The following is a 20,510-nucleotide window of genomic DNA, read 5'->3' as shown; positions in this document are numbered from 1 at the left end:
CGGGACGGCCCGGCACCCCCACGCCAACCGAGGAGACGGACATGCCGCCCACCCCCCGCGTCAAGAACCCCCGCACGCCCAACACCCGGACACAGACGGCCCGTTGGGGCATTCCCATCGCCGCCGGCGCCTCGCTCGCCCTCGTCGGCGGCGTGCTGCTCTGGTCGCCCGCCGAAGAGGCCGGCGCCTCCCCCGCCGCCGCACCGAGGGCGGGCGCCTTCACGGCGGTCGCCGCGGGTGACATCGCCGAACAGTGCACCGCGAGCAGCAGCAGCTGCAAGCACCCCAAGACCGCGGCCCTGGTCAAGCAGATCAACCCGGCCTTCGTCATGACCATGGGCGACAACCAGTACGACGACGCGCGTCTGAAGGACTTCAAGAACTACTACGACAAGTCCTGGGGCGCCTTCAAGAGCAAGACCCGCCCCGTCCCCGGCAACCACGAGACCTACGACCCGGCGGGCGCGCTCGCCGGCTACAAGTCCTACTTCGGTTCCGTCGCCTACCCCGACGGCAAGAGCTACTACAGCTTCGACCAGGGCAACTGGCACTTCATCGCCCTCGACTCCAACAGTTTCGACAACGACGAGCAGATCGACTGGCTCAAGGACGACCTCGCCGCCAACTCCAAGAAGTGTGTGGCCGCGTACTGGCACCACCCCCTCTTCTCCTCCGGAGGGCACGGCAACGACCCGGTGAGCCGCCCGGTCTGGAAGCTGCTCCAGGAGAACAAGGCCGAGCTCGTCATGAACGGCCACGACCACCACTACGAGCGGTTCGCCCCGCAGAACGCCGACGGCAAGGCGGACGCCAACGGCATCGTCGAACTGCTCGGCGGCATGGGCGGCGCCAACCCGTACGACATCGAGGAGGTCCAGCCCAACAGCCAGAAGCGGATCACCAAGACCTTCGGCGTCGTCAAGCTGAACTTCACCGACAACGGGTTCTCCTGGAACCTCGTCGCCACGGACGGCTCGACGAAGGACACCAGCCCGTCCTACACCTGCCGCTGAGACGAGCGCCATGTACCTCGCCTCCACCGACGCGGTCGCCAAGGCCTCGGAGAAGTCCGGGGCCCGGCGCGGCCGCGTCGCCGGCCCCGTCCTCGCGCTCGGCGCGGTCAGCCTGGTCACGGACATCTCCTCGGAGATGGTCACCGCCGTCCTGCCGCTCTACTTCGTCCTCCAACTCGGCCTCTCGCCTCTCCAGTTCGGTTTCCTCGACGGGCTCTACAACGGAGTCACGGCCCTCGTGCGGCTGGCCGGCGGATACGCCGCCGACCGCGGCGGGCGCCACAAGCTGGTGGCGGGCGGCGGCTACGCACTCTCCGCGCTGTCCCGGCTCGGGCTGCTGCTCGCGGGCGGCGCCACCGCCGGGATCGGCGCGGCGCTCGCCGCCGACCGCATCGGCAAGGGCGTGCGCACCGCGCCGCGCGACGCGCTCATCTCGCTGAGCAGCCCGCCCGACACATTGGGCCGCGCCTTCGGCGTGCACCGGGCGATGGACACGACGGGCGCGCTGCTCGGGCCGCTCGCCGCGTTCGCGCTGCTGTGGGCGACCGCGGACGCGTACGACGCCGTGTTCGTGGTCAGCTTCTGCTTCGGGCTGCTCGGGGTGCTGATGCTGATCGCGTTCGTGCCGGGCCACCAAGCGCAGACCGCGATGAAGCCAGTACCGGTGAGGCCGGTGCCGGTGAGGCCGGTGCCGGTGAAGCCGGTGCCGGGGAAGCCCGCGGCCGGTTCCCGCGTGCGGCGCGCCAAAGCGCTGGACCTGCTCCGCGTGCCCGCCTTCCGGCGCGTCCTCCTCGCCGCCGCGCTGCTCGGCGCGGCCACCATCGGCGACGCGTTCCTCTACCTCCTCCTCCAGCGGCGGCTGGACTTCGCGGTCTCGTGGTTCCCGCTCCTGCCGCTGGGCTCCGCCGCCGTGTACCTGCTGCTCGCCGTGCCGGCCGGGCGGCTCGCCGACCGCACCGGGCGCCGCGTGCCGTTCCTCGCGGGGCACGTGGCGCTGCTCGGCGGCTACGTCCTGCTGCTCTCCCCCACCGACGGCCGGCCCCTGCTCATCGGCGTACTGCTGCTGATCGGTGTCTTCTACGCGGCCACCGACGGCGTCCTGATGGCCCTCGTCGCACCCGTCGTCGCCCAGGAGCGGCGGGCCAGCGGCATGGCCGTCCTCCAGACCGGGCAGGCGCTGGCCCGGCTCGTCGCCGCGGCCGGCTTCGGCGCGGCGTGGACGCTGTGGGGCGTGGGGACCGCGCTGACCTGCGCGGCACTCGCACTGACCGGGGCGCTCGCCGGGGCGGCCGCCCTGCTCCGCCCTCCGAAAGGCTCCCATGACCTCGCCTCCTGACACCGACGCCACCCAAGCCGCCCGAGCCACCGGCGCCACCGGTGCGTTCCGTTCCTTCCGCTCCCGCGTCGTGGCCGTCACCGCGGCCGCCGCCGTGCTCGCGGGTGTCGCTGTCTCCTACACCGTGCACGCGGCGCAGGACGCCCAGTCGGCCGACGCCACGTCGGAGTTCGGCCTCGACCGGGGGAACCTCTACTTCCGCAGTACGGAGGCGGGCGCGGGCCGGGTCGCCCGGATCCCCGTGCCAGACAAGGCCGTTCCGGACGCCGCCCGCACCACCGGCGGCCCCTCCTGCGAGCGCTTCTACGCCGCAGCGGGCACCGGCCTGTGCCTCCAGCGCCGCGCCGGGATCCCGCCCAAGTCGTACGCCGTCGTCCTCGACGCCGAGCTCCGCGAGAAGCGCCGTATCGCACTCACCGGGATACCCAACCGGGCCCGCGTCTCGGCGTCGGGCCGCATGCTGTCCTGGACGATGTTCGCCACCGGCGACTCCTACGCGGGCTCGTCCTTCTCGACCCGCACCTCGATCCTGGACACCCGCACCGGCTATCTGATCAAGAACATGGAGGAGATCCCCCTCACCCTCGACGGCCGCCGCTACCACTCCCCCGACGTCAACTACTGGGGCGTCACCTTCACCAGGGACGACAACATCTTCTACGCGACCGTCTCGACCAAGGGCAGGACGTACCTCGTGCGCGGCGACATGAAGAAGTGGGCGGCGACCGCCCTGCGTTCGAACGTCGAATGCCCCTCGCTCTCCCCCGACAACACCCGCGTCGCCTTCAAGAAGCGGGTGCGGAAGGGGACCCGGGACCCCTGGCGGCTGTACGTCCTCGACCTCCGGACGATGCGCGAACGCCCCCTCGCCGAGCGGCGCAACGTCGACGACCAGGCAGCCTGGCTGGACGACGGCACCCTCGCGTATGCCCTGCCGGGCGAGGACGGCCGCAAGCAGGACATCTGGTCGACCCCGGCGGACGGCTCGGGCAAGCCCACGCTCCTTGTACGGGGCGGGAGTTCACCGGCGGCGGTGCGCTGAGGCCAGGGGGGCGGGGGTGGGGAAATTCGGATGCGTACGCGACCCACGTCCCGCACGATCGCGGCATGACCACCCCGGAACGCACCACCACACCCACCCGCACCGTCGTCCCCACCCTCTTCCCGCCTCCCGGATACGCCCACGCCGCCGTCGTCGAAGCCGGCACCCGGCTCGCCTTCATGGCGGGCTCCGTCCCGCTGGACCCCGAGGGGAACCTCGTCGGGGAGGGCGACATCGCCCGCCAGACCGAGCAGGTCATCGCCAACCTCGACGAGGCCCTGCGCGCGGTGGGCAGCGACCTGTCGCAGGTGGTGGCGAGCACCGTGTACGTGGTCGCCGACGAACCCGCGGCGCTCAGCACAGCGTGGGACGTCGTCCGCGGCAGCGACCTGCACGCGGGCCCGCACACCTCGACGCTGCTCGGCACGTCCTGTCTCGGCTACCGCGGCCAGCTCGTCGAGATCACCGCCACCGCGGTCGTCCCCGACGGCCCCGGCGGCCCCGGTGACCAGGGCTAGCCACGCGACCTGCGCGCCAGGTCCAGCGCGTACTCCGGCCACCACTGGCCGGCCCGCGGCCCGCCCCGGCACGTGCCGTCGGACTCGCCGGGGCGCTTGACCCACAGGTAGGCGTCGAGCAGGGGCACGCCGGTGCGGGCGGTGGGCGGCGTGCCGAGGGCGCGGCCCGGTGGGTTGCACCACGGCTGGCTGCCCGCGTAGGGGCCGTTGCCGTTGCGGCTGCTGTCGATGACGAAGTGCTTGTCGCCGCCGAGCGCCGCGGCGAGCCGGTGGCCGTAGTCCGCACTCACCTGGTCCGTCTGGTGGTTGGACACGTTCAGAGCGAAGCCGTCGGCCTCGGCGATTCCGGCGCGGCGCAGCGGGGCGACCAGGCGCTGCTCGTCGGGGATCCAGGCGGCGTTGCCCGCGTCGACGTACACCTTGGTGTTCGGCTGGCGCTTGAGGCGCTGGACCGCGTGGGCGAGCAATTCGTACCGCTCGTCGGCGTCGGCCTGCGGGCAGCCCGCGACCAGCTGGGCGACGGCGTCCGGTTCCAGGATCACGTACGCGCCCCGGGTGCCGAGTCCGGAGGCGAAGTCGTCGATCCAGCGGCGGTAGTGCGCGGCGTCGCGGGCGCCGCCCGCGGAGTGCGCGCCGCAGTCGCGGTGCGGGACGAAGTAGGCGACGAGGACCGCGGTGCGCTCCGCCATCGCCGCCGCCTCGACATGGGTGCGGACGACCGCGCCGGGATCCTCGTCGCTGAGCCAGACGGCCTGGGGGCGCCCCGCGATGCGTTCGATGAGACGGGCGTCCTCGGTGCGGCCCGCCGCCTGCCACTCCCCGACTTGGCGAACGGCGGCGCTGTGCGGGTCGACCCAGAAGACGGGGTCGGCCGGGACGGGGTCGGCCGGGACAGGGTCGGCCGGAACGGGCTCGGCCGGGACAGGGTCGGCCGGCCCCGCGGACCCCGCTCCGTGGGCCGCGACGCCGCCGGTCGCCGCCACGCCGAGGAGCAGGGCGGCGGCGAGGACCGCTCGGGTCAGGGTGCGTCGGGGCCGCGGGCGGGAACGGCGGAAGGGCTGCTGGGACACCGGGCGGCTCCAGTCGTTCGGGCTGATCCGGCGCCGGCGGTGGTCGGCGCTTTCCCCGGAGTGTGGGCGATCGGAGCGCCGCGGCCGGGCCCCGTCCCGGGCAGTTCACCCGGAAGAGCGCTTCGGCGGGGGCCACCGGGCCAGGGTCGACGGGACCGGTGAGCACTTCGCCGGGGACCACCCGGGCCAGGGTTAACGGAACCGGTCCGTCGCCGTCGTCAGCTCCTCCGCGATTCCGCGCGCCCCCGCGTTGTGCCCCGCGTCGTCCACCAGGACGAGTTCGCTGCCGGGCCACGCCTGGTGGAGCCGCCACGGGATGCCCAGGAGGTTGCCGAAGTCCAGGCTGCCCTGGACCAGTACGCCCGGGATGCCCGCCAGGGAGGGCGCGTCGCGCAGGACGACCTCGTCGCCGCCCAGCCAGTGGTCGTGGGCGAAGTAGTGCGTGACGGTGCGCGCGAAGCGGGCCCGGAAGTCCGGGTCCTCGTAGCGGGGGACGGACCTCGGCGGCGCGGGCACGAACGCCGTCTCCCAGTCCGTCCAGGCCCGCGCGGCGGTCGCCCGCACGGCCGGGTCGGGTGATTCCAGGAGCCGGTTGTAGGCGGCGGCCAGATCGCCGTCCCGGTCCTTCTCCGGCACCGCGTCGCGGAACGCCCGCCACGCCTCGGGGAAGATCCGGCCGAGCCCCCGCGTCAGGAGCTCCACCTCGGCGCGGCTGCCCGTGGCGATGCCGGTGAGGACCAGTTCCGAGACCCGGTCCGGGTGCCTCTGCGCGTACCGCAGGCCGAGCACACATCCGAACGAGACGCCCCAGACGAGCCACCGCTCGACGCGCAGGTGGCGCCGCAGCAGCTCCAGGTCGCCGATCAGGTGGTTGATCGTGTTGACGCCCATGTCGGTGGCCGGGTCGCTCGCGGGCGGCGTGGACCGGCCCGCGCCGCGCTGGTCGAGCAGGACGATCCGGTACGCGTCGGGGTCGAAGTACCGGCGGAAGAAGGGCGTGCAGCCGGAGCCGGGGCCGCCGTGCAGGACGACGGCCGGCTTGCCGTGCGGGTTGCCGCAGACCTCCCAGTGCACGCGGTTGCCGTCACCGACGTCGAGCATGCCGCTGTCGTGGGGTTCGATGTCCGGATAGAGGCCCATCGGGGCAGCCTAGGTGCTGCCCTCGTCACTCCGCACGGGCGTTTCGCATCCGCCCGTACGCGTACACGCAGCCCGCGAGCGCCAGGTCGGAGAGGAGCATGAAGCCGATCGAGTACGAGTCCTTGGCGCTGTAGATGGCGCCCATGACCAGCGGCGGCACGAACCCGCCGAGGCCACCCACCGCGCCCACGATGCCGGTGACGGAGCCGACCTGCGGCTGCGGGGTCACCTGGGAGACGAGCGCGAAGACGCTGCCGCTCGCGGTGCCGAGGCCCGCCGCCATGGCCAGGAAGCAGATCGTTCCCATCGGATACAGGGCCGGATCGAAGGCCTGTACGACGGCGAAGAGGGCGACCACCGCGAGGGCGGCGGTGGTGACCGTGGCCGGGTGGAGCCGGTCCGAGAGCCAGCCGCCGACGGGCCGGAAGACGACGGTGACGAGGGCGAAGCCGGCGGCCTTGGTCCCGGCGTCGGTGGGCGAGAGGTCGTACCAGGTCTTCAGATACGTGGGCAGGTACACGCCGAAGGCGACGATCCCGCCGAAGCCGATCGCGTAGAGCGCGGACAGCTCCCAGGTGACCCGGAGCCGGCCCGCCCGCCCCAGGCGGGTGCCGAGGGAGCTGGTGGGCACGGGCCGGTCGGGGCGGTCGCTGATGAGGAACGCGGCGAGCACCGCGAAGGCGGCGAGCGCGATCGCCACGATGATGTACGGCAGGTTGTCGCCGTGCTCGGCGATGCGCGGCGTGAAGTAGCCGGAGAGCGCCACGCCGCCCATGCCCATGCCGAAGACGCCGAGCGCGAAGCCCCTGCGGGCGGGCGGGAACCAGGAGTTGACCAGCGGAATGCCGATGGCGAACGTCGTACCGCCGAGGCCGAGCAGGAAGCCGACCGCGAGCATCGCGCCGAAGCTGTTCCTCGCCGGAATGATCAGCAGCACCGGGACGATGGTGAGCGCCGAGACGAGCGGGAACATCAGCCGGGCGCCGTACCGGTCGGTCAGGGCGCCGACCGGCACCCGGCCCAGCGAGCCGACGATCACCGGCACGGCGACCAGGAGGGACTGCTCGAAGGAGCTCAGGCCAAGGCGGTCCTTGAAGTCGCTGCCGAGCGGCGCCACCAGGTCCCAGGCCCAGAAGGTGAGCGTGAAGCCGATGGTCGCCACGGCGAGATTGCGGTAGGCGGCGCCGGAGGGTTTGGCCCCGAGGGCGTCGGAGGGCTGGGCGGCGGAGGGGCCGGAGGGGCCGGCCGCGGAGGAACCGGATGGCTTGGCCGCGCGAGTCTCGTCCACGTCCTCACGCTAGGAATCAGCGCCGGGCGCGGCTCACTCTGCTGGGCCGTTCGGGTGCAGGCCCGCCTCGAAGGCCGCCGAGCGCAGCACCTCCCGCAGCATCGCGGGCGTGAGGCGCCCGGTGAACGTGTTGCGCTGGCTGACGTGGAAGCAGCCGAAGACGTCGAGCGGCTCCTGCCCGGGGCCGCCCGCGAGCCGCACGTGCGCGCCGTGCCCGAAGGCAGGGCGCGGCTTCGGCACCTGCCAGCCCGCGGCCGCGAAGGCGGGCAGCGCGGCCTGCCAGCCGAAGCCGCCGAGCACGACCACCGACCTGAGCGTCGGCGCGAGCAGCTTCAGCTCGCTCACCAGCCAGGAGCGGCAGGTGTCGCGCTCTTCCGTGGTGGGCTTGTTGGCGGGCGGGGCGCAGTGCACGGGCGAGGTGATGCGGGTGCCGTACAGCGTCAGGCCGTCGTCGGCGCTCTCTGCGGTGGGGCGGGAGGCGAGGCCGACGTCGTACAGCGCCGGGTAGAGGAATTCGCCCGAGCGGTCGCCGGTGAACATGCGGCCCGTGCGGTTGGCGCCGTGCGCGGCGGGGGCGAGGCCGACGAGCAGGAGCGCGGCGTCGGACGGCCCGAAGCCGGGCACCGGGCGCCCCCAGTACGTCCAGTCGGCGAAGGCGGCGCGCTTGGTGCGGGCGACCTCCTCGCGCCATTCGACGAGTCGGGGGCAGGCGCGGCACCCGGTGATCCGCTGGTCCAGTTCGCTCAGGCCGTCCATGCCCTCCACCGTACGTATGTCCTGGTAGGCGCCGTCTGCGGCCCTCGTCGTCCGCATGCCCGGGCGCCCGCTCTCCACACCCTCCGGCGCCCGCTGTCCACACGCTCCGGCGCCTGCTCAGGTCAGCGCGGCGCCCAGCGCCAGGAACGCGCAGACGAGGACGGCGAGCACGGCGAGGAGCGGCCACACGAACCGCAGGTACCTGTCGTAGCCGACCTTCGCGAGCGCCACCCCGCCGATGGTCACCGCCGTCGTCGGCACCCACAGGTTCATCCAGCCGCTGGCCGCCTGCCAGGCGGTGACGACGACCGCGCGCGAGACGCCGGCGAAGTCGGCGAGCGGGGCGAGGATCGGCATGGCGAGCGTGGCGTGGCCCGAGGTGGAGGGGATCAGGAAGGCGAGCGGCAGGTTCACGAGGAAGACGATGACCGCGAAGAGCCCCGACGAGGTGCCCTTCACCAGCCCTTCGATGGAGTGCAGCACGGTGTCCGTGATCTTCGAGTTGTTCATGATCGTCGTGACGCCGCGGGCGAGCAGGATGACCAGGGCGGGCGAGACGAAGTCGGCCGCGCCCTGGACGATCGTGGAGCTGAGCCGCTGCTCGCCCATGCGCGCGACGAGCCCGACGCCGACGGCCGCGCACAGGAACAGGGCCGCCAGCTGCGGGAAGGACCAGCCGAGTTCGAAGGCGTACGGCTGTGCGTCGGCCCTGCCCGTGAGGGCGCTCGACCAGGGCACCACGGAGAAAATCATGAAGGCGAAGACCAGGCCGGTGGCGACGAGTACCGCCTTGTGCAGCCGGGTCAGCTCCGGCACCTCGCCCGCCGCCTCGCTCGTCCCCTCCGCCGCCCGCTCATGGTCCCGGTCGCCCGGCAGGAACCCGGACAGGGACCGCTCCGGATCCCGCCGGACCCGCTGGGCGTAGCGGATGACGTACGCGACCGTGACGCCGGTCAGGACGATCCACATGAGGAAGCGGAGCACGATGCCGTCGCCCAGCGAGATGCCCGCGGCGGACGAGGCGACGCCCGTCGCGAAGGGGTTGACGGTCGAGCACAGCACGCCGACCCCCGCGCCGAGGATGATCACGCCGACGGCGGTCATGCGGTCATAGCCGAGGGCGAGCATGAGCGGCACGATCAGGCCGTAGAAACCGAGCGTCTCCTCGGCGAAGCCCTCGACCGTGCCGAGCACGGAGAAGACGGCCATGACCCCGGCGATGAGCAGCGCCCCGCGCTCGCGCAGCCGGTGTGCGAGCCGCCCGATGCCGCGGTCGAGGGCGCCGGTCGCGAAGACGACGGTGATGAACGCCCCGATGGCCAGCACGAACAGGAAGACGCCCGCGCTGCCGTACAGCGCGCCGACGTTGTCGGGCGCGACCAGCGAGGTCTTCTCGTCCTGGATGCCGTAGAGGCCGTTGACGGGCGCAAGGAACAGGTCGTTGAGACGGTCGACGAAGGACTGCCCGGAGTCGACGCGGTGGTAGGTGCCCTCGACGGGCGCGCCGGAGCCGTCGCGGTCGTACTGCCCCGACGGGACGAGGAAGGCGAGCAGCCAGACCGCGAGGGTGACGACGGCGAGGACCGTCAGGGCACTGGGGAAGGTGAACGTACGCTTCCGCCGCTCGCCCGAGGGGTCCTCGGCCGGGTCGCCGCCGACCGGCGCGTGACTCGTGCTCACGCGGCGCCGCCCGCCGTCCGGAAGTCCGCCGCGTACTCCCGTACGAAGGCGCACAGCGCGACGACGGTGTTGCGCAGCTCCGAGAAGAGGACGCGTTCGTTCGGCGCGTGCAGGTTGCACATGGTGTCCTGGGCGCCGAAGAGCAGGACCTCCGCGCCGGGGGCCGCCTTGGCGAGGCCGTTGACCAGCGGGATGGAACCACCGGTCGAGACGTACGAGGCCTCGGTGCCCCAGGCCTCCTTGAGGGCGGCGCGTGCGGCGCGGTGGGCGGGGCCGCCGGTGGCCGCCTGGTAGCCGGGTCCCGCGGCGCCGGGCCTGACGGTGAGCGGGATACCGAAGGGCTTGAGCGAGCGCAGGTGGGCGACCAGCCGGCCCTGGGCTTCCTTCGGGTCCTGTTGCGGGTGGAAGCGGAGGTTCAGCCTGGCCCTGGCGTACGGCACGACGGCGGACACGCCATGGTCGACGCTCGGCGCGTCCAGGCCGATCACGGTGATCGCGGGCCCGCTCCACAGCCGCTCGCCGAGACTGCCGCTGCCGATCAGCGGCACCCCCTCGCGCACGCCCGCCAGGGAGCGGAACTCCTCTTCCGTGTACGTCGTACCGGTCCAGTCCTCGCGTCGCAGCCCCTCGACCGCGACATCCCCGTGTACGTCGTGGAGGGTGCCGAGCGCCTTGAGCAGCACGAGCAGCGCGTCGGGCGCGGCTCCCCCGAACTCGCCGCTGTGGCGCGGCTCGTCGAGGGTGCGGACCTCGACGACCACTTCGCAGGCGCCGCGCAGTCCGGTGGCGAGGGTGGGGGTGCCGGGGCGGATGTTGCCGTGGTCGGCGATCACCATGGCGTCGCAGGCGAACCGCCCCGGGTCGGTGGGCGGGTGGTTCTCGAAGGCGCTGCCGTACTCCTCCTGCCCCTCGATGACGAGCTTGACGCCGACCGGCGGACGGCCTCCGTAGGCCCGCAGCATGCCCAGGTGGGCGATGACGTTGGCCTTGTCGTCGGCGACGCCGCAGCCGCGCAGGCCGCCCTCGACGGGGGTCGGCTCGAAGGGCGGCGACCGCCACAGCGACGCGTCGCCCGGCGGCTGCACGTCGTAGTGGCCGTAGAGCAGGACGGTCGGCGCGCCGGGCTCGGGGGGCGGGATCTCACCGAGGACCACCGGGGCGGTGTCCGGCAGGTCGAGCCGCTCCACACGCGGGACACCGGCGTCGCGCAACAGCCCTGCCACCAGGTCGTGGGCCTGCTCGACCGGCTCGGGCGGATATCCCGGGAAGGCGATCGAGGGAATCGAGGCGAGCCGTACGAGGTCGGCCCGCAACCCGTCCATCAGCGCGTCGACGGTGGCTTCGAAAGACATCATGAACAGCACCCCTGGGAGTCGTACGTCGCGTTCGGACCGATTACCGTGATTCGTCCGGATTATGGGTGGCGGGCTTCAGCGGTTTCCGGACGGCTCGCCGGGAGCCCGGCATGCCGGGCCGGAGCCGGACTAAGGTCGACACATGGCTTCGGAGACTTCAGCTACAGGGGGCGGCGCGCCGGGAGGCAGTTCGGGCGGCGGGTCGGCGGGTGGGGGGTCGGTGCGTGTCGACAGCTGGATCTGGTCGGTCCGCCTCGTCAAGACCCGCTCGGCCGGCGGCGCCGCGTGCAAGGGCGGGCACGTCCGGGTCAACGGCGAGCGCGTCAAGCCCTCGTACGGCGTACATGTGGGCGACGAGGTGCGGCTGCGACAGGCGGGCGGCCGGGAGCGCGTCGTGATCGTCAAGCGCCTCATCCGCAAGCGCGTCGGCGCGCCGGTCGCCGTCGAGTGTTACGTCGACAACTCGCCGCCCCCGCCGCCCCGCGAGGCGGTCGCCCCCGCGGGCATCCGCGACCGCGGCACGGGCCGCCCCACGAAGCGGGACCGCCGCGAGATGGAACGCCTCCGGACGCCGAAGGCCTGACCGGCCGGGTAACGGGCGCCGCCTGCGGAAACGGGCGCGGAACACGGAGAGGCCTCAGCAACACGCCGTGTACGTCGACGTGTTGCTGAGGCCTCTCCGCAGCCGATGCAGCTGGCCCGCACCACTGACCCGCACCGCGCGGGCCGGGCGCGTCACCGCCGCACGCGGGCGACGAGCTTCGCCGTCTCCTCCCGCCTCGCCCACGCGATCCACGCCAGCGGCAGGATCAGGATCAGCGGCGTGGCCGCGTTCTCACCGTCGAGCGCGGTGACGGACACGATGAACGCGCCGGTCATCAGGCCGATGAACGCCGTGGCGGCGATCGACGAGAGCAGCGGGAGCAACAGCGCGATCCCGCCGAGCAGTTCCAGCGCCCCGATGGTGTACATCCCCGGCGCGCCCCAGCCGAGCTTGTCGAAGGCCTCGACGGCGGTCGGGTGCGCGATCAGCTTGGGCGCACCGCTCGCGGCACCGAAGAACACGCCGAGCAGCACCTGGAGGGTGCGGAGGGTGACGCGGGCGCCGCGGCCACGCGTGGCGGGGGCGGCCGGGGTGCTCGGGGCGCTCGGGGTGTGCACTGGGGCGGTGGTGGTGGACATCGTGATCTCCTCGGCGGGCGGGGCCCTTGGGCCGTTGCGCTGTCACCGATACAGACCGGCCACCCACGCGAAACTCATCGCTCCACCAGGAACTTCATCGCTCCACCAGGCGGCTCCTCGCCGGCTCCTCAGCCCGCCGGGACCACCCGCACCCAAGTGCCGTCCTCCGTGAGGTACTTGTCGACCTTCAGGTCCGCCTCCGCGAGCGCCTCCTCGAACTGTTCCGGAGTGAGCGGGCGGGCGCGGAACGTCTGGGTCCATACGGCGTCCGGGAAGACGTACTCCGCGTGCACCTCGTTCACGCCGTCGCCGACCGGTTCGGCCGAGACGATCCGGACCGTATAGCCGCCCGGGTCGACGCGCTCCCTCGGGAGGTTCGTGTGGTAGTCCGCGCCCTCCCGCTGGATCAGCACGCAGCCCTGGTCCGTGACGTGCGCACGGCACGCCCGCAGCATGCGGCGCCGCACCGCCCTGTCGCCGTTGTGCACGAGGAACGAGGCGAGCATCACGACCGGGAACTTCTCGTCCAGGTCGAGCCGCTCGATCGGGCTCAGCACCGTCCGCACCCCGCCGTCGAGCGCGGCGACCTTCTCCAGCATCTCGGCGGACTCGTCCACGGCGGTCACCCGGAAGCCGCGCTCCAGGAGCGGGCGGGTCACCCGGCCCGCGCCGCAGCCCAGCTCCAGGATGTGCGCCCCGGCCGGCACGGCACCCTCGATGACGTCCGGCTCGTCCCCGACGGACAGGCGCGTGTACAGCTCGACCGCGCAGCCGTCCGGCGTGATCGCGCCGGGTCCCGTTCCCTCGTATCCCTCACGCATCTCCACGCTCATGCCCGGCCAACGAAGGCCGCCCCGGCCCCGTTCCCGAACACCCTCACGACCCCGCCGCCGCCAGCGGGAACCAGCCATGTCCGATGTACCAGTGGCCGCCCGCCCGCAGATGGTCGCCCACGACCCTCTCCAGCCTGGTCCGCCTGGGGAGTTCGGCCACGGGGAGGTCCCGGTCACCGAAGACGAAGGAGACGGGGTCGCCGTCCTCCGGCTCCGTCCCGTACCCCTCGGCGAGGTGGAATCGCCGCTGGAAGCGGACGATGTTCGAATCCTCGGGCAGGCGGTCGCCCAACTGCGGGTCGAGCAGCCAGGAGTGACAGACGGCTGTCTCATATCGCTCGTCCGGGAAGTGCCGGGCGAAGAACTCCCGCGCCCGGGCCATCGACCGGTCGCAGGACTCGGGCGTCAACGGCCCCCGGAAGTCGGCGATGTGGAGGTTCAGGCAGGGGTCGCCAGGGCCGGCCCGATGCCCGGCCGCGGTGGTCGCGCCGCCCATGCGCCCGCCCAGCACGGCCCGCTGGAACTGCAGGCGCCCCAACTGGTAGAGCTCGCCCCGGAAGTGCAGAGCGTGCCACCCGGGCACGAGGAGGCCGCTGCTGCCGTGTGCCCTGCGGTGCACCGCCATGTGGCGTCCGAGGTCGGCGAGGGTGCGGCGGGAGACGTCGGCGGGGATGCCGCGGTCGCGGTGGTACGCGCGCACGTGCTCCAGCGCCGCCACGAACACGTACACGTAGAAGCAGCGCCCGAGCTCACCGCACGCCTCGGGCAGCTCCAGGAGACGGCCGCCGCGGCCGACCGCCCCCATGTCGCGCACGACGGCGTCCACACAGCGGTCGAGCAGCCACCGCGCCTCCGGGTCGGCCCACAGCCGGCCGCGCAGGGCGACGAGCCCGTTGATGTCCTCGTGCGGCACGGCGAGGTCGAGGAGCACGTCCGGCAGCTCGTCGGCGTCCGGCAGCACCGCCTCGGAGCGCGGTTCCCCCGCGCTCTCCAGCTCGCGGAGCCAGGCGGCAAGCCGTTCGTCGGACCTGAGCGCTTCCAGCACGTTCCCACCCTCTTTATCCTGGAAAGGAGGAGATGACCCTTCATGATGCGCACAGGCAGTGAACCGGTGACCGCGCGCAGTCCGCTGCGCATGCGCTTCTGGTTCAGCGTATGGGGCCTGGTCTGGGCGGCCTTCGGCACCGTCGCCTTCGCGCTCGCCGGGCGGACCGGGTGGGCGGTGGCGTGCGGGGTGCTGTTGGTGGTGGTCGCCGCCGATCTGGCGTGGGTCGTGCACCGGATGCGTCAGGGCCCGCACTACCAGCCGGGCAGGAACATCCCGCCCTACGATCCGCCGGACGTCCCCTAGCCGGATGTCCCCTGGCGGCAGGCCGGCCCTGGGCCGGCCCCTCCGGTCTCAGTCGTCGAAGCGGGCCGCCGCCAGGTACTCCGGCTGCGGGTCCAGGGCGGCCGCGAGCCGGAAGTGGCGGCGTGCCTGCTCGGGCCGTGAGGCGCGCTCGTAGGTGCGGGCGAGCGCGAAGTGCGCGAAGGCGTTGTCCGGCTCCCGCTCCAGGACGATGCTGAACTCCAGCTCCGCGGCGCGCAGTTGCGCGGCGGCGAAGAAGGCGCGCGCCCGCAGCAGGCGGGCCGCCGTGTTCTCGGGGTGGGCGGCGATGACCGTGTCGAGCAGCTTCACCGCGCCGCGCGGGTCCCGGGCGGCGAGGAGTTGCTCCGCCGCGCGGAAATCGATGACATGGGTCTCCGGGGTGATGTCGGGCACGCCGGACTCCTTCCCTCGCTTCCCCGGGTCAACGCGCGTCGCACCCTGGCCTATTCCGCACAGCTGTCCCACGCGCGCGAGGTGATCACTCAGCGCGCCGTTACGGGCCGCGGACGCGTCTGCCCACGACGGTTCGGCGGCGGGTGCGGGCTCGGTTTCGGTTGCTCGCGCAGTTTCCCGCGCCCCTTGAGGGGCGCTGCCCCAGGGGCACCACTGCCGCCCTCAGGCGTGGGCCCTTCGTGTGAGGTCTGTCCAGACCTCGGCGACCCGCTCCGCGAGTCCGTCCAGCGGGCCGTCGTTGTCGATCACGATGTCCGCGACCTCCAGGCGCTTCTCGCGGGTCGCCTGCGCGGCCATCCGCGCGCGGGCGTCCGCCTCGCTCATGCCGCGCAGCCGCACCAGGCGGTCCAGCTGGGTCTCGGGGCTCGCGTCGACGACGACCACGACGTCGTACAGCGGTGCGAGGCCGTTCTCCGCGAGCAGGGGCACGTCGTGGACGACCACCGCGTCGTCGGACGCGGACTCTTCGAGCTCGGCGGAACGGGCGCCCACGAGCGGATGCACGATGGAGTTCAGGACGGCCAGCTTCTCGGCGTCGGCGAAGACGATCGCGCCCAGCTTCGGCCGGTCCAGGGAGCCGTCCGCAGCGAGCACCTCCCGCCCGAAGGCGTCGACGACCGCCGCCAGCCCTGCGGTTCCCGGCGCCACCACCTCACGCGCGATCTTGTCCGCGTCGATCAGCACCGCACCGGACGCGACGAGCAGCCGCGACACCTCACTCTTGCCGGCGCCGATACCGCCGGTCAGGCCCACTTTCAGCATGACCGGCAGCTTAGGGCCTGGCGGGCGGACTGGCCCCGGGCGGTCCCGCCGTCACGCGTCGCCCTCCCGCTCCGCGAGGAAGCGCTCGAATTCGCGGCCGATCTCGTCGGCGGACGGGATGTCCGTCGGCTCGGCGAGCATGTTGCCGCGGTCCTGCGCGCCCGCCGCCGCGTCGTACTGGTGCTCCAGGCCCTGGACGAGCGCCACCAGCTCTTCGTCGCCCTCCTGGATCTGCCGGTCGATCTCGGTCTGGGTGCGGTGCGCCTCGGTGCGCAGCCCGTGCGCGACGGTGGGCAGCACCAGGCCGGTGGCGGCGGTGATCGCCTCCAGGACCGTGAGGGCCGCGTCCGGGTAGGTGGAGCGCGCGATGTAGTGCGGGACGTGCGCCGCGACGCCCAGCACGTCGTGGCCGGCCTCCAGGAGGCGGTACTCCACCAGGGAGGCCGCGCTGCCCGGCACCTGGGCCTCGTCGAACGGGCTGCGGTGGCCCGGCACCAGGTCGGTGCGGTTGCCGTGCGGCGTGAGGCCCACGGGGCGGGTGTGCGGGACGCCCATGGGGATGCCGTGGAAGTTCACGGACAGGCGCACCCCGAGCCGCTCCACGATCTGCTGGACGGCCTTGGCGAACCGCTCCCACTCGACGTCGGGCTCGGGCCCGGAGAGCAGCAGGAAGGGCGCGCCGGTGGCGTCCTGCACGAGGCGGACGTCGAGCGTCGGCTCCTCGTACTCGCTCCAGCGGTCGCGCCGGAAGGTGAGCAGCGGGCGGCGGGCGCGGTAGTCCACGAGCCGGTCGTGGTCGAATCTCGCCACCACCTGCCCGGGAAGGCCGTCCGTGAGCCGCTCGACGATCTGGTCGCCGGTTTCGCCCGCGTCGATGTATCCGTCGAAGTGGTAGAGCATGACCAGTCCGGCCGACTCCTGGGCGAGCGCCATGTCTACGACGGCGAGGCCCTTCGGCTCCCATGCGTACAAACCCTGCGGATCAAGCACTGTGACCGCTCCTCCTCGTGTTCGTAACGGAGAACGCACGCGGCGACACGCGCATTCCCGCCATCCGCCCCGCACCTCCTTCTCGGCGACGGCCGACCACCCCTGGTCCATACCTTGACGCGCACATGACCCACCTCTACGTTCTCAACGTTCATATGCACACCTTGAGTTCACGTACAGGAACCCTCAAGAGCGCCACGCTCCCGACGGGAAGGTCACCCCCCACATGCGCACCCGACGAACCCTGCTGGCGACCCTGCTCACGGCGGCGACCGCCTCCACGGCCCTGGCCGCGACCGCCTCCGCCGCGACGCCCGCGCGGACTTCCGGAAGTCGAGCAGGGACGGCGTGATCAGGAACTCCCGCATCCACGACACGGGGAACGACGGCCGCGGCATGGGAGAGGGCGTCTACGTAGGCACCGCCAACACGCTCTCCGACAAGAGCGACAACGTCCAGATCATCGGCAACACCATCGGCCCGGACGTCGGCGGCGAGGCGATCGACCTCAAGGAGGGCACGACGGGCGGCAAGGTCTCGGGCAACACCTTCGACGGCAGGGGCCTCACCGGCAACCACTACGACGACTCGTGGGTCGACGTGAAGGGCAACGGCTACGTCATCGAGAACAACACCGGCAAGAACACCCTCAACAACGGCTACGAGACCCACACCCAGCAGCCCGGCTGGGGCTGCGGCACGGTCTTCCGCGGCAACAAGTCGACTTTGACGGGCGCGACGGGCGACAAGCAGCTGGCCATCAACGTCACGAACCAGAGCGCCGACTGCAGGACGACGGTGCACGCGAGCAACACGGTGACGGGGGGCAAGGGCCTGACCAACATCCCGGTCACGCCCTAACCCTCTTAGGGCAACGTCCCGAAGGGACGAGCCGTTCAGGGGCGCGGGGAACTGCGCGCCCAGCCCCCACAGACCCGCACCCGAACCAAAACGCACTGCGGGCCCGCACCCCCGAAGGGATGCGGGCCCGCAGTGTTCAGCTACCGCCTAGAGGCGAGCGTCAGCTCTGGCCGCCGGCGAGCTTCTCGCGAAGCGCGGCAAGCGCCTCGTCCGAAGCCAGCGCGCCGGAGTTGTCGTCCGACTCCGAGGAGTACGAACCGCCGCCGCCACCGCTGGACGCGGCCGGAGCGGCGCCGGCCGGAGCCGCCGCACCCTCGGCCTCGGCCTGGGCGTCGGCCTCGCGGGACTTGATGACCTGAGCCTGGTGCTGCTCGAAGCGCTGCTGCGCCTCGGCGTACTGGGTCTCCCAGGCCTCGCGCTGGGTCTCGTAGCCCTCGAGCCAGTCGTTGGTCTCGGGGTCGAAGCCCTCGGGGTAGATGTAGTTGCCCTGGTCGTCGTAGGACGCGGCCATGCCGTACAGGGTCGGGTCGAACTCGACGGCCGACGGGTCGGCGCCGAAGGACTCGTTGGCCTGCTTCAGCGACAGCGAGATCCGGCGACGCTCGAGGTCGATGTCGATGACCTTGACGAAGATCTCGTCGTTGACCTGGACGACCTGCTCCGGGATCTCTACGTGGCGCTCGGCCAGCTCGGAGATGTGGACCAGGCCCTCGATGCCCTCGTCGACGCGCACGAACGCACCGAACGGAACGAGCTTGGTGACCTTACCGGGAACAACCTGCCCGATCTGGTGCGTGCGGGCGAACTGCTGCCACGGGTCTTCCTGCGTCGCCTTGAGCGACAGGGAGACACGCTCGCGGTCCATGTCCACGTCGAGAACCTCGACGGTGACTTCCTGGCCGACCTCGACAACCTCGGAGGGGTGGTCGATGTGCTTCCAGGAGAGCTCGGAGACGTGGACGAGACCGTCGACGCCACCCAGGTCCACGAACGCACCGAAGTTGACGATCGAGGAAACGACGCCGGAGCGGACCTGGCCCTTCTGCAGGGTCGTGAGGAAGGTCTGGCGGACCTCGCTCTGGGTCTGCTCGAGCCAGGCACGGCGGGACAGGACCACGTTGTTGCGGTTCTTGTCCAGCTCGATGATCTTGGCCTCGAGCTCCTTGCCCACGTAGGGCTGGAGGTCGCGGACGCGGCGCATCTCGACGAGGGAGGCCGGCAGGAAGCCACGGAGGCCGATGTCGAGGATGAGACCACCCTTGACGACCTCGATGACGGTACCGGTGACGATGCCGTCTTCTTCCTTGATCTTCTCGATCGTGCCCCAGGCACGCTCGTACTGAGCGCGCTTCTTGGACAGGATCAGACGGCCTTCCTTGTCCTCCTTCTGGAGAACCAGGGCCTCGATCTCGTCGCCGACCTTGACGACCTCGTTCGGGTCGACGTCGTGCTTGATCGAGAGCTCGCGGCTCGGGATGACGCCTTCGGTCTTGTAACCGATGTCGAGCAGGACCTCGTCCCGGTCGACCTTCACGATGACGCCGTCGACGATGTCGCCGTCGTTGAAATACTTGATCGTCTCGTCGATCGCGGCGAGGAAGGCTTCCTCGTTACCGATGTCGTTGACCGCTACCTGCGGGGTGGTGGCGGTGGTCTCGGTGCTGCTCGTCATGTGGGTTAGGGCTCCGGTACGGACATTGAAGTCGTAGGTACTGCAACGCCGGGAGCCGATTTCGCTCTGCAGAAGCCGGACAGCCTAGGAGGCGCGGCTTCCGGCAAGGGAAGGCGCCTCGACAACCGAGGGGACATACAACAGACGCGAGCGCAGCCTGCTATGTCTGAGGAGCGCAGGCTCGCAGCGCAACTTGTAGCATACGGGGGCAGCCGGACAGGGTCAATGCGCGAAGGCGCACACCCGGGGCGTAACGCCGCATACCCGGCACAAAACCTGTCGCCTGAGGCCACACGGGCCGCACCGCGCCCCTTCGCGCCGAGATTTCGGCGGGGGCCGCGGAAGATACGGAAGATTACGACGATGGAGCCCATCATCCAAGAGTCCGCACTGCCGCCCGAGCCCGAGGCCACCCGGCGTGACGCCGATGTCACGGAGAGCAGTCGCGCCAACCGCGGCTGGTGGGACCGGAACGCCGACGAGTACCAGATCGAGCACGGCACGTTCCTCGGGGACGACCGCTTCGTGTGGGGCCCCGAGGGGCTCGACGAGGTGGAGGCGGAGCTGCTCGGTCCGCCCGAGGAGCTCAAGGGCAAGGACGTTCTGGAGATCGGCGCCGGTGCCGCGCAGTGCTCGCGCTGGCTGGTCGCGCAGGGCGCGCGCCCCGTCGCCCTCGACCTCTCGCACCGCCAGCTCCAGCACGCGCTGCGGATCGGCGGGAACGTTCCTCTGGTCCAGGCCGATGCGGGAGTACTGCCCTTCAGGGACGGCTCCTTCGACCTCGTCTGCTCCGCCTATGGCGTGATGCCGTTCGTCGCCGATCCCGTGCAGGTCCTCAAGGAGGTGCGCCGGGTGCTGCGGCCCGGCGGGCGGTTCGTCTTCTCGGCGACCCACCCCATCCGCTGGGCGTTCCCGGACGAGCCGGGTCCGGAGGGTCTCTCCGTAGCGGCCTCCTACTTCGACCGCACTCCCTATGTGGAGCAGGACGACGAGGGCAACGCCGTGTACGTGGAGCACCACAGGACGATCGGCGACCGGGTGCGGGACATCGTGGCCGGCGGGTTCCGGCTCGTCGACATCGTGGAGCCGGAGTGGCCCGCCTGGAACACGCAGGAGTGGGGCGGCTGGTCCCCGCTGCGCGGAAACCTGATCCCGGGGACGGCCATCTACGTATGCGTACGAGACTGAGC

At 72.0% G+C, this 20,510-nt stretch carries 21 protein-coding genes and 1 pseudogene; 9 read left to right on the top strand and 13 right to left on the bottom strand.

Translation table 11 applies throughout. The features are described 5' to 3' along the window. Window positions 1-41: 41 nt before the first annotated feature. The 4 genes from ACZ56E_RS30370 (at window position 42) to ACZ56E_RS30355 (ending at window position 3,909) form a co-directional block, all read left to right on the top strand. Entirely contained in the window at window positions 42-1,013 is a 972-nt protein-coding gene (locus tag ACZ56E_RS30370) for a metallophosphoesterase family protein (RefSeq protein ID WP_471218996.1), read from the top strand. 10 nt (window positions 1,014-1,023) lie between these two features. Further along, window positions 1,024-2,349, top strand: a complete 1,326-nt coding sequence (locus ACZ56E_RS30365) for an MFS transporter (RefSeq protein ID WP_471218994.1) — start codon at window positions 1,024-1,026, stop codon at window positions 2,347-2,349. Continuing rightward, complete coding sequence (locus tag ACZ56E_RS30360) at window positions 2,333-3,391, top strand: TolB family protein (RefSeq protein ID WP_471218992.1); 1,059 nt, start codon at window positions 2,333-2,335, stop codon at window positions 3,389-3,391. The genes ACZ56E_RS30365 and ACZ56E_RS30360 overlap by 17 nt, the downstream gene beginning before the upstream one ends. Window positions 3,392-3,456: 65 nt before the next feature. After that, the gene (locus ACZ56E_RS30355; protein WP_471218990.1) at window positions 3,457-3,909 is read left to right on the top strand and encodes a RidA family protein; all 453 of its coding nucleotides are present in this window, start codon (window positions 3,457-3,459) and stop codon (window positions 3,907-3,909) included. On the opposite strand, the gene ACZ56E_RS30350 is transcribed toward ACZ56E_RS30355, so the two are convergent. The 6 genes from ACZ56E_RS30350 to ACZ56E_RS30325 form a co-directional block, all read right to left on the bottom strand. Further along, on the bottom strand, window positions 3,906-4,979 hold the full coding sequence (locus tag ACZ56E_RS30350; RefSeq protein WP_471218988.1) for a glycoside hydrolase family 6 protein: 1,074 nt from the start codon (window positions 4,977-4,979) through the stop codon (window positions 3,906-3,908). The genes ACZ56E_RS30355 and ACZ56E_RS30350 overlap by 4 nt on opposite strands. 192 nt (window positions 4,980-5,171) lie before the next feature. Beyond that, on the bottom strand, window positions 5,172-6,119 hold the full coding sequence (pip, locus tag ACZ56E_RS30345) for a prolyl aminopeptidase (RefSeq protein WP_471218986.1): 948 nt from the start codon (window positions 6,117-6,119) through the stop codon (window positions 5,172-5,174). Window positions 6,120-6,144: 25 nt separating this feature from the next. Further along, a complete protein-coding gene (locus ACZ56E_RS30340) occupies window positions 6,145-7,281 on the bottom strand; it encodes an MFS transporter (protein ID WP_471219338.1) in 1,137 nt (378 codons plus the stop codon). Between the two features lie 159 nt (window positions 7,282-7,440). Continuing rightward, window positions 7,441-8,163, bottom strand: a complete 723-nt coding sequence (locus ACZ56E_RS30335) for a uracil-DNA glycosylase (protein WP_468610055.1) — start codon at window positions 8,161-8,163, stop codon at window positions 7,441-7,443. 117 nt (window positions 8,164-8,280) lie between these two features. After that, complete coding sequence (locus ACZ56E_RS30330; RefSeq protein WP_471219332.1) at window positions 8,281-9,753, bottom strand: YfcC family protein; 1,473 nt, start codon at window positions 9,751-9,753, stop codon at window positions 8,281-8,283. Window positions 9,754-9,839: 86 nt separating this feature from the next. Beyond that, on the bottom strand, window positions 9,840-11,198 hold the full coding sequence (locus ACZ56E_RS30325; RefSeq protein WP_471218984.1) for a M20/M25/M40 family metallo-hydrolase: 1,359 nt from the start codon (window positions 11,196-11,198) through the stop codon (window positions 9,840-9,842). Window positions 11,199-11,340: 142 nt separating this feature from the next. Between ACZ56E_RS30325 and ACZ56E_RS30320 the strand changes: the two genes are divergently transcribed. Further along, window positions 11,341-11,781: an RNA-binding S4 domain-containing protein gene (locus tag ACZ56E_RS30320; RefSeq protein ID WP_471218982.1), complete on the top strand. Its 441-nt coding sequence runs from the start codon at window positions 11,341-11,343 to the stop codon at window positions 11,779-11,781. Window positions 11,782-11,933: 152 nt separating this feature from the next. Here the strand turns inward: ACZ56E_RS30320 and ACZ56E_RS30315 are convergent, their stop codons facing one another. The 3 genes from ACZ56E_RS30315 to ACZ56E_RS30305 all read right to left on the bottom strand — a co-directional run bounded on the left by ACZ56E_RS30315 (window position 11,934) and on the right by ACZ56E_RS30305 (window position 14,174). After that, window positions 11,934-12,380, bottom strand: coding sequence for a DoxX family protein (locus tag ACZ56E_RS30315; protein ID WP_471218980.1), 447 nt, complete (start codon window positions 12,378-12,380; stop codon window positions 11,934-11,936). Between the two features lie 128 nt (window positions 12,381-12,508). Continuing rightward, the gene (locus ACZ56E_RS30310; RefSeq protein WP_471218978.1) at window positions 12,509-13,213 is read right to left on the bottom strand and encodes a class I SAM-dependent methyltransferase; all 705 of its coding nucleotides are present in this window, start codon (window positions 13,211-13,213) and stop codon (window positions 12,509-12,511) included. A 43-nt stretch (window positions 13,214-13,256) separates the two neighbouring features. Next, window positions 13,257-14,174, bottom strand: coding sequence for an acyltransferase domain-containing protein (locus ACZ56E_RS30305; protein WP_471219330.1), 918 nt, complete (start codon window positions 14,172-14,174; stop codon window positions 13,257-13,259). Window positions 14,175-14,303: 129 nt separating this feature from the next. Here ACZ56E_RS30305 and ACZ56E_RS30300 point away from each other — a divergent pair, with 129 nt between their 5' ends. Next, entirely contained in the window at window positions 14,304-14,564 is a 261-nt protein-coding gene (locus ACZ56E_RS30300; protein WP_471219328.1) for a DUF6343 family protein, read from the top strand. A 48-nt stretch (window positions 14,565-14,612) separates the two neighbouring features. Here the strand turns inward: ACZ56E_RS30300 and ACZ56E_RS30295 are convergent, their stop codons facing one another. The 3 genes from ACZ56E_RS30295 to ACZ56E_RS30285 all read right to left on the bottom strand — a co-directional run bounded on the left by ACZ56E_RS30295 (window position 14,613) and on the right by ACZ56E_RS30285 (window position 16,787). Continuing rightward, window positions 14,613-14,975 (bottom strand): tetratricopeptide repeat protein, encoded by a 363-nt coding sequence (locus ACZ56E_RS30295; RefSeq protein WP_468609713.1) that lies wholly within the window; start codon window positions 14,973-14,975, stop codon window positions 14,613-14,615. Window positions 14,976-15,197: 222 nt separating this feature from the next. Further along, entirely contained in the window at window positions 15,198-15,797 is a 600-nt protein-coding gene (coaE, locus tag ACZ56E_RS30290) for a dephospho-CoA kinase (RefSeq protein WP_471218975.1), read from the bottom strand. Between the two features lie 51 nt (window positions 15,798-15,848). Continuing rightward, window positions 15,849-16,787, bottom strand: coding sequence for a PAC2 family protein (locus tag ACZ56E_RS30285; protein ID WP_468609717.1), 939 nt, complete (start codon window positions 16,785-16,787; stop codon window positions 15,849-15,851). Window positions 16,788-17,013: 226 nt separating this feature from the next. Here ACZ56E_RS30285 and ACZ56E_RS30280 point away from each other — a divergent pair, with 226 nt between their 5' ends. Both ACZ56E_RS30280 and ACZ56E_RS30275 read left to right on the top strand, forming a co-directional pair. Then, window positions 17,014-17,139 (top strand): hypothetical protein, encoded by a 126-nt coding sequence (locus ACZ56E_RS30280; RefSeq protein ID WP_471218973.1) that lies wholly within the window; start codon window positions 17,014-17,016, stop codon window positions 17,137-17,139. Then, a pseudogene (locus tag ACZ56E_RS30275) lies at window positions 17,112-17,648 on the top strand (right-handed parallel beta-helix repeat-containing protein); the annotation flags it as partial. The gene ACZ56E_RS30280 and the pseudogene ACZ56E_RS30275, both read left to right, overlap by 28 nt. 160 nt (window positions 17,649-17,808) lie before the next feature. On the opposite strand, the gene rpsA reads toward ACZ56E_RS30275, so the two are convergent. After that, a complete protein-coding gene (gene rpsA, locus ACZ56E_RS30270) occupies window positions 17,809-19,320 on the bottom strand; it encodes a 30S ribosomal protein S1 (RefSeq protein ID WP_358588030.1) in 1,512 nt (503 codons plus the stop codon). Between the two features lie 363 nt (window positions 19,321-19,683). Here rpsA and ACZ56E_RS30265 point away from each other — a divergent pair, with 363 nt between their 5' ends. Beyond that, window positions 19,684-20,508, top strand: a complete 825-nt coding sequence (locus ACZ56E_RS30265; RefSeq protein WP_471218972.1) for a class I SAM-dependent methyltransferase — start codon at window positions 19,684-19,686, stop codon at window positions 20,506-20,508. The last annotated feature ends 2 nt before the right edge of the window (window positions 20,509-20,510 follow it).

The sequence above is a fragment of the Streptomyces sp. NPDC039480 genome (genome assembly GCF_055597165.1).
The sequence above is the reverse complement of the archived record's forward strand: the minus strand, read 5'-3'. Positions and strand labels throughout refer to the sequence as shown.

Excerpts from the sequence above, each read along its gene's own strand:
- ACZ56E_RS30370 (WP_471218996.1), top strand. The coding sequence starts at position 42 with ATGCCGCCCACCCCCCGCGTCAAGAACCCCCGCACGCCCAACACCCGG.
- ACZ56E_RS30365 (WP_471218994.1), top strand. The coding sequence starts at position 1,024 with ATGTACCTCGCCTCCACCGACGCGGTCGCCAAGGCCTCGGAGAAGTCC.
- ACZ56E_RS30360 (WP_471218992.1), top strand. The coding sequence starts at position 2,333 with ATGACCTCGCCTCCTGACACCGACGCCACCCAAGCCGCCCGAGCCACC.
- ACZ56E_RS30355 (WP_471218990.1), top strand. The coding sequence starts at position 3,457 with ATGACCACCCCGGAACGCACCACCACACCCACCCGCACCGTCGTCCCC.
- pip (WP_471218986.1), bottom strand. The coding sequence starts at position 6,119 with ATGGGCCTCTATCCGGACATCGAACCCCACGACAGCGGCATGCTCGAC.
- ACZ56E_RS30335 (WP_468610055.1), bottom strand. The coding sequence starts at position 8,163 with ATGGACGGCCTGAGCGAACTGGACCAGCGGATCACCGGGTGCCGCGCC.
- ACZ56E_RS30325 (WP_471218984.1), bottom strand. The coding sequence starts at position 11,198 with ATGATGTCTTTCGAAGCCACCGTCGACGCGCTGATGGACGGGTTGCGG.
- ACZ56E_RS30320 (WP_471218982.1), top strand. The coding sequence starts at position 11,341 with ATGGCTTCGGAGACTTCAGCTACAGGGGGCGGCGCGCCGGGAGGCAGT.
- ACZ56E_RS30315 (WP_471218980.1), bottom strand. The coding sequence starts at position 12,380 with ATGTCCACCACCACCGCCCCAGTGCACACCCCGAGCGCCCCGAGCACC.
- ACZ56E_RS30310 (WP_471218978.1), bottom strand. The coding sequence starts at position 13,213 with ATGAGCGTGGAGATGCGTGAGGGATACGAGGGAACGGGACCCGGCGCG.
- ACZ56E_RS30300 (WP_471219328.1), top strand. The coding sequence starts at position 14,304 with ATGCGCACAGGCAGTGAACCGGTGACCGCGCGCAGTCCGCTGCGCATG.
- coaE (WP_471218975.1), bottom strand. The coding sequence starts at position 15,797 with ATGCTGAAAGTGGGCCTGACCGGCGGTATCGGCGCCGGCAAGAGTGAG.
- ACZ56E_RS30280 (WP_471218973.1), top strand. The coding sequence starts at position 17,014 with ATGCGCACCCGACGAACCCTGCTGGCGACCCTGCTCACGGCGGCGACC.
- rpsA (WP_358588030.1), bottom strand. The coding sequence starts at position 19,320 with ATGACGAGCAGCACCGAGACCACCGCCACCACCCCGCAGGTAGCGGTC.
- ACZ56E_RS30265 (WP_471218972.1), top strand. The coding sequence starts at position 19,684 with ATGGAGCCCATCATCCAAGAGTCCGCACTGCCGCCCGAGCCCGAGGCC.